Source organism: Neobacillus sp. plas4 (assembly GCF_057221695.1).
Window position 1 is genome coordinate 4,195,458 of sequence record NZ_CM170152.1, and the last position, 14,572, is coordinate 4,210,029.

General features: G+C 38.0%; 18 protein-coding genes. 1 reads left to right on the plus strand and 17 read right to left on the minus strand.

Annotation, left to right across the window (positions count from 1 at the left end; all coding sequences use genetic code 11):
- Window positions 1–79: 79 nt before the first annotated feature.
- The 7 genes from AC2TFD_RS21060 to AC2TFD_RS21090 are packed head-to-tail and all read right to left on the minus strand — an operon-like array spanning window position 80 to window position 5,666.
- Entirely contained in the window at window positions 80–1,057 is a 978-nt protein-coding gene (locus AC2TFD_RS21060) for a biotin--[acetyl-CoA-carboxylase] ligase (RefSeq protein WP_484673910.1), read from the minus strand.
- Window positions 1,042–2,241: a CCA tRNA nucleotidyltransferase gene (locus AC2TFD_RS21065; RefSeq protein ID WP_484673911.1), complete on the minus strand. Its 1,200-nt coding sequence runs from the start codon at window positions 2,239–2,241 to the stop codon at window positions 1,042–1,044. The genes AC2TFD_RS21060 and AC2TFD_RS21065 overlap by 16 nt, the downstream gene beginning before the upstream one ends.
- A 10-nt stretch (window positions 2,242–2,251) precedes the next feature.
- A complete protein-coding gene (bshA, locus tag AC2TFD_RS21070; protein WP_484673912.1) occupies window positions 2,252–3,379 on the minus strand; it encodes an N-acetyl-alpha-D-glucosaminyl L-malate synthase BshA in 1,128 nt (375 codons plus the stop codon).
- Window positions 3,380–3,381: 2 nt separating this feature from the next.
- Window positions 3,382–4,092 carry a bacillithiol biosynthesis deacetylase BshB1 gene (gene bshB1, locus AC2TFD_RS21075; RefSeq protein ID WP_335567265.1) on the minus strand — a complete coding sequence of 237 codons (711 nt, stop codon included), beginning with the start codon at window positions 4,090–4,092 and terminating at the stop codon, window positions 3,382–3,384.
- Complete coding sequence (gene mgsA / locus AC2TFD_RS21080; protein WP_335519748.1) at window positions 4,082–4,501, minus strand: methylglyoxal synthase; 420 nt, start codon at window positions 4,499–4,501, stop codon at window positions 4,082–4,084. The genes bshB1 and mgsA overlap by 11 nt, the downstream gene beginning before the upstream one ends.
- A gap of 10 nt (window positions 4,502–4,511) precedes the next feature.
- On the minus strand, window positions 4,512–5,315 hold the full coding sequence (dapB, locus tag AC2TFD_RS21085) for a 4-hydroxy-tetrahydrodipicolinate reductase (RefSeq protein ID WP_335519745.1): 804 nt from the start codon (window positions 5,313–5,315) through the stop codon (window positions 4,512–4,514).
- Window positions 5,316–5,321: 6 nt separating this feature from the next.
- Window positions 5,322–5,666, minus strand: a complete 345-nt coding sequence (locus tag AC2TFD_RS21090) for a nucleotide pyrophosphohydrolase (protein WP_335519742.1) — start codon at window positions 5,664–5,666, stop codon at window positions 5,322–5,324.
- Window positions 5,667–5,844: 178 nt separating this feature from the next.
- Here AC2TFD_RS21090 and AC2TFD_RS21095 point away from each other — a divergent pair, with 178 nt between their 5' ends.
- Window positions 5,845–6,717 carry a YitT family protein gene (locus tag AC2TFD_RS21095; protein WP_335519739.1) on the plus strand — a complete coding sequence of 291 codons (873 nt, stop codon included), beginning with the start codon at window positions 5,845–5,847 and terminating at the stop codon, window positions 6,715–6,717.
- Between the two features lie 28 nt (window positions 6,718–6,745).
- Here the strand turns inward: AC2TFD_RS21095 and AC2TFD_RS21100 are convergent, their stop codons facing one another.
- The 10 genes from AC2TFD_RS21100 to AC2TFD_RS21145 form a co-directional block, all read right to left on the minus strand.
- Window positions 6,746–7,426, minus strand: a complete 681-nt coding sequence (locus tag AC2TFD_RS21100) for a zinc metallopeptidase (RefSeq protein WP_335519736.1) — start codon at window positions 7,424–7,426, stop codon at window positions 6,746–6,748.
- A 55-nt stretch (window positions 7,427–7,481) separates the two neighbouring features.
- Complete coding sequence (ypjB, locus tag AC2TFD_RS21105; protein ID WP_335519733.1) at window positions 7,482–8,276, minus strand: sporulation protein YpjB; 795 nt, start codon at window positions 8,274–8,276, stop codon at window positions 7,482–7,484.
- A gap of 78 nt (window positions 8,277–8,354) precedes the next feature.
- On the minus strand, window positions 8,355–8,948 hold the full coding sequence (gene lhaT, locus AC2TFD_RS21110) for a lipoprotein heptaprenylglyceryl N-acetyltransferase LhaT (protein ID WP_335567266.1): 594 nt from the start codon (window positions 8,946–8,948) through the stop codon (window positions 8,355–8,357).
- A 65-nt stretch (window positions 8,949–9,013) separates the two neighbouring features.
- Window positions 9,014–9,787 carry a menaquinol-cytochrome c reductase cytochrome b/c subunit gene (locus AC2TFD_RS21115; protein ID WP_335519728.1) on the minus strand — a complete coding sequence of 258 codons (774 nt, stop codon included), beginning with the start codon at window positions 9,785–9,787 and terminating at the stop codon, window positions 9,014–9,016.
- 65 nt (window positions 9,788–9,852) lie between these two features.
- Window positions 9,853–10,527, minus strand: coding sequence for a menaquinol-cytochrome c reductase cytochrome b subunit (qcrB, locus tag AC2TFD_RS21120; protein WP_335519725.1), 675 nt, complete (start codon window positions 10,525–10,527; stop codon window positions 9,853–9,855).
- Window positions 10,528–10,530: 3 nt separating this feature from the next.
- Window positions 10,531–11,040, minus strand: coding sequence for a QcrA and Rieske domain-containing protein (locus AC2TFD_RS21125; protein ID WP_335519722.1), 510 nt, complete (start codon window positions 11,038–11,040; stop codon window positions 10,531–10,533).
- A gap of 140 nt (window positions 11,041–11,180) precedes the next feature.
- Complete coding sequence (locus AC2TFD_RS21130; protein WP_335567268.1) at window positions 11,181–11,645, minus strand: YpiF family protein; 465 nt, start codon at window positions 11,643–11,645, stop codon at window positions 11,181–11,183.
- 109 nt (window positions 11,646–11,754) lie between these two features.
- Window positions 11,755–12,321, minus strand: coding sequence for a ReoY family proteolytic degradation factor (locus AC2TFD_RS21135; protein ID WP_335567269.1), 567 nt, complete (start codon window positions 12,319–12,321; stop codon window positions 11,755–11,757).
- A 36-nt stretch (window positions 12,322–12,357) separates the two neighbouring features.
- Window positions 12,358–13,623: a tetratricopeptide repeat protein gene (locus AC2TFD_RS21140; RefSeq protein WP_335567270.1), complete on the minus strand. Its 1,266-nt coding sequence runs from the start codon at window positions 13,621–13,623 to the stop codon at window positions 12,358–12,360.
- Between the two features lie 26 nt (window positions 13,624–13,649).
- Complete coding sequence (locus AC2TFD_RS21145; RefSeq protein WP_335567271.1) at window positions 13,650–14,552, minus strand: hypothetical protein; 903 nt, start codon at window positions 14,550–14,552, stop codon at window positions 13,650–13,652.
- Window positions 14,553–14,572 lie beyond the last annotated feature (20 nt).

Consider the following 14,572-nt stretch of genomic DNA (forward strand, 5'->3'; position numbering starts at 1 on the left):
AGGATACCGCCCATTATTTGAATTATAAAAAAAATCTCAAAAAATCGCAAGATAATCTTTTTGTCTGCATGCAATCTTTTTAAAGTTCAATATCCGCCGAATATATATGATGTATTTTCCCATGTCCATCTTCTATCATTAACACTCCATCATCTGTGATCCCTTTTGCAACCCCTATAATCGAATGTGAAAGTGTTCGCGCCGTAATTTTCTTGCCAATGCTTATCGCATAACTTTCCCATAGAAGCTTAATAGGTTGGAACCCTTCTTTTAAATAAAGTAAATACAATTTTTCTAGATTCGTAAAGATTCCTTTTATTAAATCAGCCCTCGATACTTTTTCTCCTTTTTCAAGCAGAAGTGAGGTAGCGATCTGCTCTATATCGCTAGGAAAATCTTCCCTTGTTTGATTAACATTAATGCCAATACCAATGATAACGGAATTAATCCGGTCCGCTTCTGCTTCAAGTTCAGTAAGTATTCCTGTTACCTTTTTTCCGCTTATAAGGATATCATTCGGCCATTTAATTTCTGGTATCAGACCGGTGAGATCCTCAATTGCCTGAACAATGGCTACCGCCGTTATCAGCGTTAATTGTGGAGCTTTCGGCAATGGAATATTAGGTCTAAGGATCAAACTCATCCAAATACCTGTATATTTAGGAGAATGCCATCTGCGGTCCATTCTTCCACGGCCAGACACTTGTTCTTCAGCAATAATTACTGTTCCTTCTGGAGCAGCCTCAAATGCTAAACGTTGTGCAATCTTTTGAGTAGATTCTACACAATCCTCATGGTATACATTTTTACCGATGAATTTAGTGGTTAATCCAAGTCTCAATTCATCAGGTGTTATTTTTTCAGGTGTTTTCACGATCCGATAGCCTTTTCGGCGGACTGCCTCTAATTCAAATCCTTCTTTTCGGAGCTCCTCAATATGCTTCCAAACTGCAGTCCTGGAGCAGCCAATTAACTCTGCAATATGCTGCCCTGATAAATAGGCACCATCGGCTTTTGTGAAAGCATCGAGCAAGTCCTTCCTTAATTGTGATTGCACTTTAAGAGCCACTCCTTTATCATTTTCTTTTGATTAATTAGACTGCCTGCTAGGATGGCCTGCTCAATCTTAAGCAGCAGCTCTTTGATCCATGGTCCACCGCTTTTGTTAAACCATTCCATTAAGTCGTTCCCCGTTACGTCCATTTCTGATCGATTTTTTATTGGAAGCCCTTCATATACTTGGATATATTGGTAAATCGTATCCTTTGTCTCAATTCCTTTTATCACCAGATACAGAACCTCCGCAGATAGGAAAATATCCTTTGTGGCCATATACAAATCATACGAAGACCAGCTTTCTTCGAACCTCTTATCTAAGTAGTGTAAGATAAGCTGAATCTCCCTTATTTCCTTTATTGGACTTCTCCAGTCTCTTAGAAATCCCTCTATATCCTTAGATTTGAGTTCTAGGAAAAAGACAAGCAATGCCCACATTTCACGTGTGGTTAACCGATCAAGCTTGTACTCTAACATTAATTTAAGGCGAGCCTCTTGGTTTGATAGTCCTGGTAAATAGGAATTCATATTGGTTTTTAGAATGAGTTGAATCGCTTTTTTTCGGTTTTCACCTAAGAGTAACTTATCGAACTCCGTGTGTTTTCGTTCAACAGCAATATTATCAAGCAAGTGTACGAGATTTATCAGCGCATTTAGTGTTTCGTCTTCAATCCGGAAAGACAACTGACTAACAAAACGAACCGCTCGCATCATTCTTAGTGCATCCTCTTGAAAACGATCTGCTGCTTTTCCGACTGTCATGATCACTTGATTCTTTATGGAAAGTTCACCCTTAAAGGGATCAATAAGATTTCCGTCTTTATCCATGGCAATGGCATTCATTGTAAAATCTCTGCGTTGTAAATCCTCTTTCAGGTTTCTAATAAATGACACTGCTTTCGGTCTGCGAAAATCTTCGTATTCAGCCTCCGTACGGAAGGTAGTAATTTCATACGATTGATTTTGATATAAAACAAGAACAGTGCCATGCTCAATTCCAACATCTACAGTTTTTGAAAAGATTTGCTTCACTTCCTCAGGAGTTGCAGAAGTAGCAATATCCACGTCGTTTATTTCTTTATTTAAAAGTAAATCCCTGACTGCCCCGCCTACAAAATAGGCCTCAAAACCTGCAGCTTCTAATTTTTCTATTACTGGTACCGCGGCTAAAAATTGCTCTTTCATAGTAATCACCTTATTTTAAGAGCTTATAATATAACTGCTCATATTGACCGACAATTTGGTCGGCTCTGAATTTTTCATTTACAACTGAGACCCCATTATTAGCAAATTCTTGATGAAGTTGTGGATTACTTAAAAGTAAAATCGCTTTAGAAGAAATATCGTCAATATTACCTAATTCACATATGTACCCTGTCTCACCATGCTGAATAACCTCAGGCATTCCACCAACATTTGTACCTATACATGGAACCCCGCAGGCCATTGCCTCAAGAGCTACCAATCCAAAACTCTCTTTTTCAGACAATAATAGCTTTAAATCACTTATTGAGTATAATTCGTCTAAGTTCTCTTGTTTCCCTAGTAGATGAACTTTATCTGTTAATCCTAATTTCTTTACAAGGCTGCACACCGGTGTCATTTCCGGACCATCTCCTACCAGCAATAATTTTGCTGGCATCGCAGCGGAAATTCTTGCAAATGTTTTTACAACATCCTGAACCCGCTTTACTGGTCGAAAATTGGAAACATGGATAACAACTTTTTCATTTTCTTTGATTCCAAATTCATTTTTTAAATGGTTTGCATCCCGTTTTTGATAAATTCTTTGATCAATAAAGTTATAAACCGTTTCAATCTGCTTGTCTGGCTGAATCAGTTCGTGAGTTTGCTCAATTAAAGAACGGGAAACAGCTGTTACGGTGTCAGATTTTTCAATTCCAAATTTAATTGCTTCTGTAAGGGATGGGTCGTACCCAAGAACCGTAATATCTGTCCCATGAAGCGTGGTAACAATCTTTACATCTACATTACTCATTTGTTTGGCCAAAATGGCACACACTGCATGTGGAATGGCATAATGAACATGGAGAATGTCCAGTTTCTCTCTGTTCGCAACCTCTGCCATTTTACTTGCTAATGCAATGTCATATGGTGGATATTGAAAAACCGAGTATTGATTGACTTCAACCTGATGATAAAAAATATTGTGATACATTCTGTTTAGTCTAAAAGGCATACTAGATGAAATAAAATGGATTTCATGTCCCTTCTCAGCTAGCATTTTACCTAATTCTGTTGCTACAACTCCTGAACCCCCAACAGTGGGGTAACAGGTAATTCCTATTTTAAGTTTCCTCATTCTTAATCTCCCATCAAATCTCGATTCAAGAGGATTGGTACTTTTGATTTAAAACCTTCCGCAAATTGAACACCAACTTGTTGACCGAATAATCTTTCCCTTGCCTCCACCGTTTCAATATACCCATTTACAAGCGGTGTATTGACACTTGTTTCTGTTTGTTCAAATTGGCTTTCATATGCTCTCAAGGCTGCCAGCTTCCGTTCAATGGTTGTTGAGATATCCATTGTGAAATCTGGCTTATGGAAGCCATTGATCATATAAAAATACACGTTTGTAACCTTATGGGGTTTTTGAAAATCCTCTGTTTGGTATTTTCTTATGCCCGCGGAAAAGACCGCCTCTTCAATAAGGCGGGCACAGTTTCCATGATCAGGATGGCGGTCTTCAAAATAGGGAGCAAAGACAATTTGAGGTTGATACCTTCTAATTACTGCTGCAATTTTTTTTATAAATTCCTCCTGGAGAAGGAGTCCTCTATCTGGAAAACCGAGTGACAACCTTTCCGTCACACCTAATATTTCAGCTGCTTTATTGGCTTCCTCTTTCCTTAACTCAATAGTCCCATTTGAAGAAAGCTGCGCTTCGGTTAAATCACATATTCCTACCCTTTTTCCACTTGCTGTCAATTTTGCAATACTTCCTCCCATGCCGATTTCTACATCATCAGCATGAGCACCGAACGCTAGTATATGTAAAGGTTTATCGCTCATCACTTTCACCAGTCTCGTGGACAATATTTCTCCATTCTAGGAAGCCTTCATCTAAGCCTCTTATCAAAAGTTCGGCGGTCCCCATATTAGTTGCAAGGGGAATGGAATATACGTCACAAAGGCGGACTAATGCAGTTACATCAGGTTCATGCGGCTGTGCAGTTAGCGGATCACGAAAAAAGAAAATTGCATCCATTTTATTTTTTGCAATCATTGCCCCGATTTCTTGATCCCCACCTAATGGTCCAGATTGAAACCTGGTAACAGGTAACCCAGTAGCTTCTTGAATTCTCATCCCTGTAGTTCCGGTCGCAAAAAGTGTATGCTCTGAAAAGATTGTTTGATAGGCTGTTGTAAATTGAACTAGGTCATTTTTTTTATTATCATGTGCAATTAAGGCTATATTCATGGTAGTACCCCTATTCTAAAATGTTTTCAAGTCCATAGACAAAATTATCTTGCTTCATTACTGTCTCAACTGCTATTTTTACACCTGACATAAACGAGGCACGGTTATAGGAATCATGGCGAATCGTTAATGTTTGACCGTCTGCTCCAAATAAAACCTGTTGATGGGCAATTAGACCTGGAAGTCTGACTGAATGGATATGCATTCCATCAACCTCGGCCCCCCTTGCTCCACTTATCGTTTCCTTCTCGTCTGGATGACCCTGCTGTTTGGATTCCCTTACTGCAGTGATCATTTCTGCCGTTTTCACAGCTGTACCTGAAGGAGCGTCTAGTTTTTTGTCGTGATGCAGTTCAATGATTTCGACATCATTAAAATATTTTGCTGCCATTTGCGAAAACTTCATCATTAGCACTGCACCTAGTGCAAAATTTGGAGCAATAATACATCCAAGTTTTTTGTCCTTACAAATTCCTTCTAACTCTTCCAAATCTTTTTTTGTAAACCCAGTAGTACCAACAACAGGTCTTACATGATGAAGAAGTGCTGTTCTGGCATGATACATTCCCACCTCTGGTGTCGTTAAGTCAATTAAAACATCACACTCTACACTTTGCAGGCATGTCTCGATATTCGTAAAAATCGGTACATTCTTTACTGCGTGGAATCCTTCGAGATCACTTAACATATGACCATCATATTTATAATCGATAACAGCCTTTAACTCAAAATGTTCGGTATTGGTTACCATTTTGACGGCCTCGCTACCCATCCGTCCCCGTGGCCCCGCAATTATAATTTTCACCTTACTCACACTCTCTCACTCCTGATCCTTATTTTCTATCCTTGTCCAACGATCCTTGTCCCTAGTATTAAATTTATTCATTACGTAGTCGTGTGCATCTTCCAAGTCAATATGTAATGAATTGGCTAAGCAAATAATGACGAAAAGAAGATCTCCTAACTCCTCCTCGATAGCCTTTTCAGTTTCGCTGGATTTCTTTGGTTTTTCACCATAATAATGATTTACTTCTCTAGCCAGTTCACCTAGTTCTTCAGTGAGTCTTGCTACCATTGCAAGAGGACTAAAATAACCTTCTTTAAATTGGCTTATGTATGTATCTACTTCTGTTTGCATGTCTTTGATAGATTTTCCATTGATCATACACACTCACCTCGTTAAACAATTTACTTACTAAATACATTATCTAAATTAAGCTAGTTTTACAAATATTTTTGTATTAAGTATATACCTTCCTTACCAAAATTGCTCTTCTATTGTTAATCCGCTATAATAAAATCCGCTGGTTAAATGAAATAATTGGAAGAGGAGGCAGGATAATATGTTATTTGGACTTAAAATGAAAAATATATTATTTATCTTAATAGGTACAGCCATTATGTCTTTTGGACTTGTACATTTTAATATGCAAAATAAACTAGCTGAAGGCGGTTTTACAGGTATAACCCTTCTACTTTATTTCATGTTCAAATGGGATCCCTCTTATACAAACTTACTTTTAAATATTCCTCTCTTTTTTATCGGTTGGAAATTACTCGGGAGAAATGCTTTCTTATATACCATTCTTGGCACGGTTGGTATCTCTGTGTTTTTATGGATTTTTCAACGTTACTCGATTGAAATGCCGCTAAAGGACGATTTATTATTAGCTGCATTATTTGCCGGTGTCTTTCTCGGAATCGGATTAGGGATTATCTTCCGTTATGGCGGGACCACTGGCGGCGTTGATATTATTGCAAGACTTGTTCAGAAATACGCCGGCTGGAGCATGGGAAGGACAATGTTTATCTTCGATATTTGTGTTATTGGCGCTTCTGTTCTTACATATTTGAATTATAGAGAAGCCATGTACACCCTGGTGGCAGTATTTATCGGGGCTAGAGTGATTGATTTCATTCAAGAAGGAGCCTATACGGCAAGAGGGGCAATGATTGTCTCGGAGAAAAATGAAGATATAGCAAAGAAGATTATGGAGGAAATGGACCGGGGTGTTACTGTTCTCAAAGGGTATGGTTCTTTTACAAAATTGGAACGCGAAGTTTTATATTGTGTTGTCGCTAAGAATGAGATTGTGCGCTTGAAAAATTTAATAACTTCCGTTGACCCTCATGCTTTTGTTTCCGTAACAGTAGTCCATGATGTCCATGGAGAAGGATTTACACTAGACGAAAATAAGAAGCCCATAGAAATTTAAAAAAGCAATGTCCGTTTGTGACATTGCTTTATTCATTACTTCTATTCATACCTGTGAAAATGAGGACTAGCCTTAGTAACTCTAATACCGCTACCGCGGCAGCTGCTACGTAGGTTAATGCGGCTGCATTTAAAACTTTCCTAGCATTACGCTCCTCCTCGTTCCGAATGAATCCCAACGAGACGACTTGGTCCATAGCACGATTAGAAGCATTAAATTCAACTGGTAATGTGATTACTTGAAAGAGAACCGCTGCTGCCATAAAAATAATTCCTGCTAACAACAAGCCGCTCATTTGAAAAAAGATTCCGATCAAAACAAGGACCCACGAAAAGTTTGACCCAATATTGGCTACTGGGACTAATGCGTGGCGAAAGCGTAAAAAAGTATAGCGCTCGGCATCCTGAATAGCATGTCCACATTCATGTGCAGCGATAGCGGTTGAAGCGATGGAATGACCCCGGAAATTTTCAGGAGATAACCTCACTGTTTTTGTTCTTGGGTCATAGTGGTCACTTAAAAACCCTCTGCCCTCTTCAACACCAACATTAAAAAGACCATTTGAATTAAGTACCTCTCTCGCAACTTCTGCTCCGGTTCGATAGGATGAATTGGCTATACGAGAATATTTGATATACGTACCCTTTACCCTAAATTGGGCCCATAATGGTACCAAAATAATTATTAAAAAATAAAGTAAAAATAACATAGTGAACCTCCAGTATTCTACGGGTGTAATCAACTTGTTGAAGTTCAAATTAAGATTAATCCTTATGAACTCTAGAACGGTTCATTCTGGCTTCTTTCTCACCCTGGTATTTTCTCCATCCAACATACGATAGGGTTAAAATGATAATGCTGCCGGTTGAGATGATTACCCACCATAAAGACGGGTCTGCCTCATCCTCATCCATGTTTTCAAATAAATCTTTTAAATCCATTTCTAAACTTTCTAATTCTTCCAGGGTTTTTACGTTATGAACAACTTCTGATCGATATTCATCAATGAAATTGATACGTGCATCAATTCTTTGAATATTTTCTGCAGATACATCAATTTTCATACTCGGATATATAATGTTGTATAAGGACATAAACGTATTAAAATTAGAGTGAAAATGTGCGGAATCGCCAATATTTGCCGCTTCTCTTGCTTCTCGGAAGGCATCCATAATTTGATTCTCCATCTCCGTCCATAATGGTTGATGGCTAGTAGCAATGGCATCCACCACAAGACGAAATTTTGTCAGTCTTAGAACCCTTTCCTCATACTCCATATTTGAACTCGCAGCTGCCTCTAAAGCTTCATCATGGGATACTGTAATAATTCTCTGTTCATCCATGGAAAATGGATGTTCCTTGTTAGAGATGTCAGAAAATTGTTCTGAAAAATAATCTAACAATTTTTTTCCATCTTCATATCTCTGAAATTTAATCATTTGAAGTGCTTCATCAGAGATATTATCGAGCTTCTCTATCGGTCTATGCCCGTGGGCATAGGCCGTCATGGGAGTCAGCATAACGACAATTAAGAATACTAGTAACCATTTATACTTCAAACCTTGTCCCCCCTATCATTACTAATAAAATGTATGAACGGGTGGACAAGGTTAGACCATCTTTTATCCTATCATTAACTATTTTAGTTCTAGTTGGAATCGTTTTGGGCGTATCACAAAATAATAGCCGATAGCAATCGATAAAACTGATAGCCAAAATGTAAAATAACCAATTTTTGGTGTAAATTCATTTAACATATGATATCTCGGAAGCATGAAAAAGACATAGTCAATTACATCATTATGTAATGTCCAAATCGCAGCCACCAGCAAATGCACCCATTTAAAACGATAAAAAGGGGCGTAGAGCAAAGCTTGAACAGCCATGGCAAAATGAGATAAAGCCAACATTAGTCCGATCCAGTCTAATTCACCTTGTATGATAAAAACAAGAGAATTCATTACCACCGCCCAAATTCCATATTTAAATAAGGTAACAATCGCGAGAGATTCCATAAGCGGCCAATTCTTTTTCAACAGAAAGGCTGCTAATACAAAGACAAAAAACAAACTAGCAGTTGGACTATCAGGAACAAATAGAAGGAAAATCGGTGGTGTTTCTTTTAATTGCCAGCCATACCACACATATCCGTAAGCAGTTCCAGCAATATTGATGACTAACAAAATCCATAAAAATGATCTGTGTGCTAAGAGAGGATAAATGCGGTTCACTACTAATTCCTCTTTTCTATTTAATAATAAAAGCTGACGAAAGTCCGTCAGCTTTTATGATCTAGTTATTTACCTAAGCCTGAGATGTATTCAGAAAGCTTTTTAAGCTGTTCGTCATCACCTTTAAAGACTCCTGGCGGCATAGTTCCTATACCTTCTTTTGCAATTTTTGCAATTTCGTCAGCAGATAATCCAGTATCAATTAAAGTTGGCGCACCAGCACCACCCTGGAAGGCATCACCATGACAAGTGATACAAGTATTGTCTGAAGCAATCTGATATTCTTCCGACGTCTTATCAATTTCAACATCAGCCACAATCTTTCCATATTCTTTTGCAGCTTCCCAATCGTGGGTAGAAGCAGACTGCCATGTTAAAAATGTAATAGCAGCTAATGCCAAAAGCATAAAGCCAGTTGCAAGTGGACGCTTGCTCGGACGGCGCTCTGGTCCACGATCTAAGAACGGAGCTAATAGTAATGCTCCAAAAGCTAGTCCAGGGATAACCATTGCACCAACTACAGTATAAGGTCCAGCTGCAAACTCATACTTCAGTAATTGATATAAGAACAAGAAATACCAGTCCGGCATTGGAACATATCCTGTATCTGACGGATCCGCTATCCTTTCAAGTGGACTCGGATGTGCTACTGTTAAACTTAAAAAGCCGACAAGAAATACTGCACCTACCAACCATTCTTTCAAAAGGAAATTAGGCCAAAATGCCTCTGTTTTACCAGGGTATTCTGAGTAATCTTTCGGAATATTCTTTTTCGTACGGACCTCTGGCGCCAATACACGAGAGTCACCTACGAACTTCATTCCTTTACCGCGATGCATCGAACAATCCCCCTCCTTTATTCGTAAATTTAGAAAATTAATATTTCGGAATCAAATTGAGAGTATTATAGTGGTCCAGAAATACCCTGTTTACGAATCATCATGAAATGAGCTGCCATTAAGCCAAATAATGCAGCAGGCAAGAAGAACACGTGAATCGCAAAGAATCTAGTTAAGGTTTGAGCACCTACAATGGTCTCATGGCCCGAAAGCAGAGTTTTTAAGTAAACTCCAATAAACGGTACTGCTTCAATAATTTGAAGCGTAACCTTCGTTGCAAACAACGCTTTCATATCCCAAGGTAATAAATAACCTGTTAAACCTAAAGCTAGCATGATGAAGAAAATAAGAACTCCGACAATCCAGTTAAGTTCACGAGGCTTTTTGTATGCGCCTTGGAAGAAAACGCGTAATGTATGTAAGAACATCATTACAATAACTAAACTTGCACCCCAGTGGTGCATACCGCGTACGATTTGTCCGAAAGCTACTTGGTTTTGAAGGTAGAATACGGATTCCCACGCGTTTTTAATATCTGGTACATAATACATCGTTAAGAACATACCAGAAAGAATTTGAATAACTGTTACAAAAAACGTTAGACCGCCAAAGCAATAAACAAACGCAGAAAAGTGATGCGCAGGATTTACATGCTCAGGGACTTCATGGTCTGCGATATCGCGCCACAAAGGCGTAATATCTAAACGTTCATCTACCCAATCGTAAATTTTGTTTAACAATGATTACGCCTCCTTCGTCCGTGGTTCAGCTTTTCCTAAATAAAGTAAACCGTCTTTTTCTTGTAATGGATATACATCTAGTGGTGCAATTGGCGGAGTACCCTTGACGTTTGTTCCATCTTTTGTATAACGTCCAAAGTGACATGGACAGAAGAATTCATCCGGATATTCTTTGTCAGTCCCCCAAGCAACCGTACAACCTAAGTGTTTACATACCGGTGACAGGGCTACAATATTATCTTGTTCATCCTTATACACCCAGGCAGTATTTGTCACTTCTGAAGTATACCATGCATCCTTTTGTTCAAACGTGAAATCAACCCGTTGTGGTTCCGCAGTGATATCGGAAATTTTCAATGGAGTTGCAACAAAATCTCCGCCTGCTTCAGCCGTTAAAACTGGATCAATGGCAAATCGAACCATTGGCATTAACATTCCTGCTGCCATAAACCCGCCTACACCTGTAAGAGTGTAACTTAAAAATTGTCTTCTTGAAACACGATGCTTACTCATGCTTATCCCCCCTCTATTCACAAGTTAAGTCCATCGGACATAAATTAAACACATATAAAACTAGGACATAACCATGATATATCAATCTTTATCCTAGGTCAATATCATACTATTTTAAAAACATATTTAATCTCAAAGAATTACAAATTTTCATGCCATTTTTGAGTAAACAGGCTTAAGAGTTGTTTTACTTGGCTCTCAATCATTGAAACTTTCTGGGAATCATTTAAGTGCTCCAGAGGTAAAGATGGGAGCCAAATTAATGGACCTGTCAACTCCTTCTCATATTTTTTCCAATCGCTGTCAGAGGTTATGTAAAAAATATACTTAAAATCATTTTTTTCGATATTAGCTTCCCAGTTTTTCAACTTACCAAACACGTCTTCTAGGTCGTCACTTTTCAAGAATGTAAATGGAGGAAACAACATCAATCGTCCAGTGAATTGCCTTTCTAAATAATTGGTTAACAAGGTAATAAATTCAGTACTTGAGGCAGATTGTTTCATTTCATTTCCAAATGATACCGATATTAAGGGAATTACTGCTGTATCCACGTACTCTTTTGCGGTTAAATAGGTTTCTACATCCTTCGAGACCCACTTCATTATGACACCAGCCTTCTTTCAAATCATTACTCCTATCATATCAAAATTTATTGGACAACCGCAAAGAAAATATAGAAATCCACGGAAATCAATAAAAATGGAAGCCTGCTTAGCGCAAGCTTCCATTCTTCTCTGCTTCTTTTAGTTGATTTAGCTGTTCCGTTAAGGCACAGAAGGCGATTTTGTCCTGCTTATCGAGTGCATCATCAATTAATTGAAGCAACTTCTCTCGTTGAAACCTTTCAATACTATTCTGTAAAAATTGCTCTGCTAATACTCCGTCTTTTTCATTTACTTGAAGGTGTTTTGGGACAAATGGATTTTCCTCTAATACTGCAGCATATTGGTGAGCTTGATTTGATGCATGAAAGTTTAATTGAATAAAAATGTCCTCATCACGATTTAACCGAATATCATGAAAGGATTTTTCAGCATCAGTTGTCATCACATTTTCTTTATAAAAACGAAATGGTACTTTATCAACGCAGTGTGTTGACATGATCAGCCCACGCGGACAATACTGTGCTTGTTCTACAAAATGAACCTTCTCCATTAATTGGTCGTGACTCATTAAATAATTTAGAATCCAAACACACTCTCTACGTTTTAATTGATAATGATTTAAAAACCAACGAATAAAGTCCTTTTTCTCGTTGACAGAAACAGGGGTTGCCATATGATAGTTTCCCTCCTCTGTATATTCAGCTTTTTATTACTTCTCTCTACTAATTAGACGGTCAAGCAAATCAGCATACTCTCCATTTGTTGGATCACCTTTTTGTAACTGTTTAAAAATTTCGGCAGCAAGGTCGGTTTTTCCTTCCTCAATTAAAAAATATCCGTAATCGTTCAAAAATGCTTCATTATCCTTAAAAAAATTATATGCACTTTCATATTTGTCTAATGCATAGGAATATTCCTCTAACTTATCATATGCAAGAGCAGAATCCCATAGGAGCTGGGGTTCCTCATCTTCAACAATGTCCAACTGTGAAATTAAATCGATAACTGCCTCATACCTCTCTTCCTGAAAAAAGAGCTTATTCAAAGTTAGTGCTGCTTCTGTAAAGCCTGGATCTAATGCTAGTGCCTCCCGAAAATATTGTTCAGCTTGCTCTGGCATGCCAAGTTTGATGGCAATTTTGCCGCCATAGAAAAACAAATCCTTATTAAACTCATCCTGACTAATTCCTTCTTGTATAGCCTTTAAGCTATTTTCAAGCTCTTCTTCCCGTTCATATGCTTTTGCTAGATGTAAATAGAGGGAATGGTATTCTGGATCCAGCCCTTTTAATTCCTCAAACTTCTCAATCGAAGTTCGATTATATCCTGCTTGAAGCGCTGTAAAAGCATAGCCAAATAACGTATTAATCTCTACCCTCTCATCGATTGCTTTGTCATAAAAGGCTAATGCTTCCTCAAATTCTCCCGAAGCGCTTAGGAGCTCAGCCATTCGTTGATAAATACTCACACCGGCGACTTCAATCTGCTCCTTTAGAACAGCTTCATATGATTTCAAGGCCTTTGTTACTTCACCTTGTTCACTATAAAGTTCGCCTAGGGCAAAATCAATAATCACCTCATCAGGCAATAGATCCTTTGCTTTTTGCAGTTTACTTTCACATACCTCATATAAACCTAGAACTTGATATAAGTCAGCTAACAGCAATAGAGATTGTCCAAAGCTAGGGTCATGTTCAGAAATTTTCTCTAATACAAGAATTGCTTGTTCCTCATCACCGGACTCGACTACTATTTCAGCCAGCAGGACGAGTAGTTCGCCTTCTTCGGGATATATTGCTAAAAGGTTTTCGACGAGCGCCTTGGATTCGGCTAAAAATCCATACTGGAACATTTCTTCAGCAAGAAGGAATTTTTCATCGGGCTGACCTTTTGTTAATACAACATTATATTCATTTATAGCTTCATTATGTTGGCCGTTTTCCAACATTGTAATAATTTTGTCTACTCTGTCCATAATCTTTATCCTCTCGGTTCCCTTGATTAACTTAAATAAAAATAAGACGGGGTTCGCACCTTAACATATTCTCCATTTCCAGGTTTAAATAAAACTTTTTCCCCTGCTCGTATTACTTGTCCCTTACTAACTGTTACTACAAGTCTATCACTATGATAATGAAATAATGCTGCTTCATCAACATTCATGATTTCTCGAGCTTTATAAAATAAATTGTAGCTTACTTCGGATCCATGCAGTAAACTTGCCTTTTGCGGGTATAATCCTAGTTTGTTCAGCAAAGGAACGGATAATGGGTGATTTTCTTTAACCTCTTCAAGAATAGAAGGAATTTTTTCATTTTCCATTATTAACTTCCATTTCGACACAACCTTCCTTGGTTCCTTCTTTACATCCTTAGAAATTATTGGGACAAGCGGACAATTATACGGAAAGAGCGCCTCTCGTATCCATCCCCAAGGAATTTCACTAAATTCAGCCATATCATCAATCTCAATAAAAATGGCCGGAACCCTTTCTTTTTTACACTTTCTAATAAAGGAGGGAGTTAATATTCTTAATGGAATTTTTACACTGATGAGAAAATCGATTGGACTGCTGACAAGAGATGTTTTGGTTTCTTTTATTTTTTCTGACAATTCACTTTCGTAAGAAATCGTAATATAGGTAAGGAATGTAGTACATCCCTTTAGAAGGAAGTTCTCAATCATGTATTTTCGAAATTCCTGAAAGGGAGCATTAAGAGGGATTTTACTGTCTAAAATTACATAAGCTGGAGTCATGATAAAAGGTTCTGCATTCATTCTCATTAACTTATTATGGTGAATTCGATTTTGCTTTACAGCAATTTGTGTTCCCTCGATTAAAAGGGATGATTGTGTAAGTTTAGTCTCTTTTAAAATATTGGCATTTTCAATGATATATCCCATCTTACCACCCTTTCCACAGC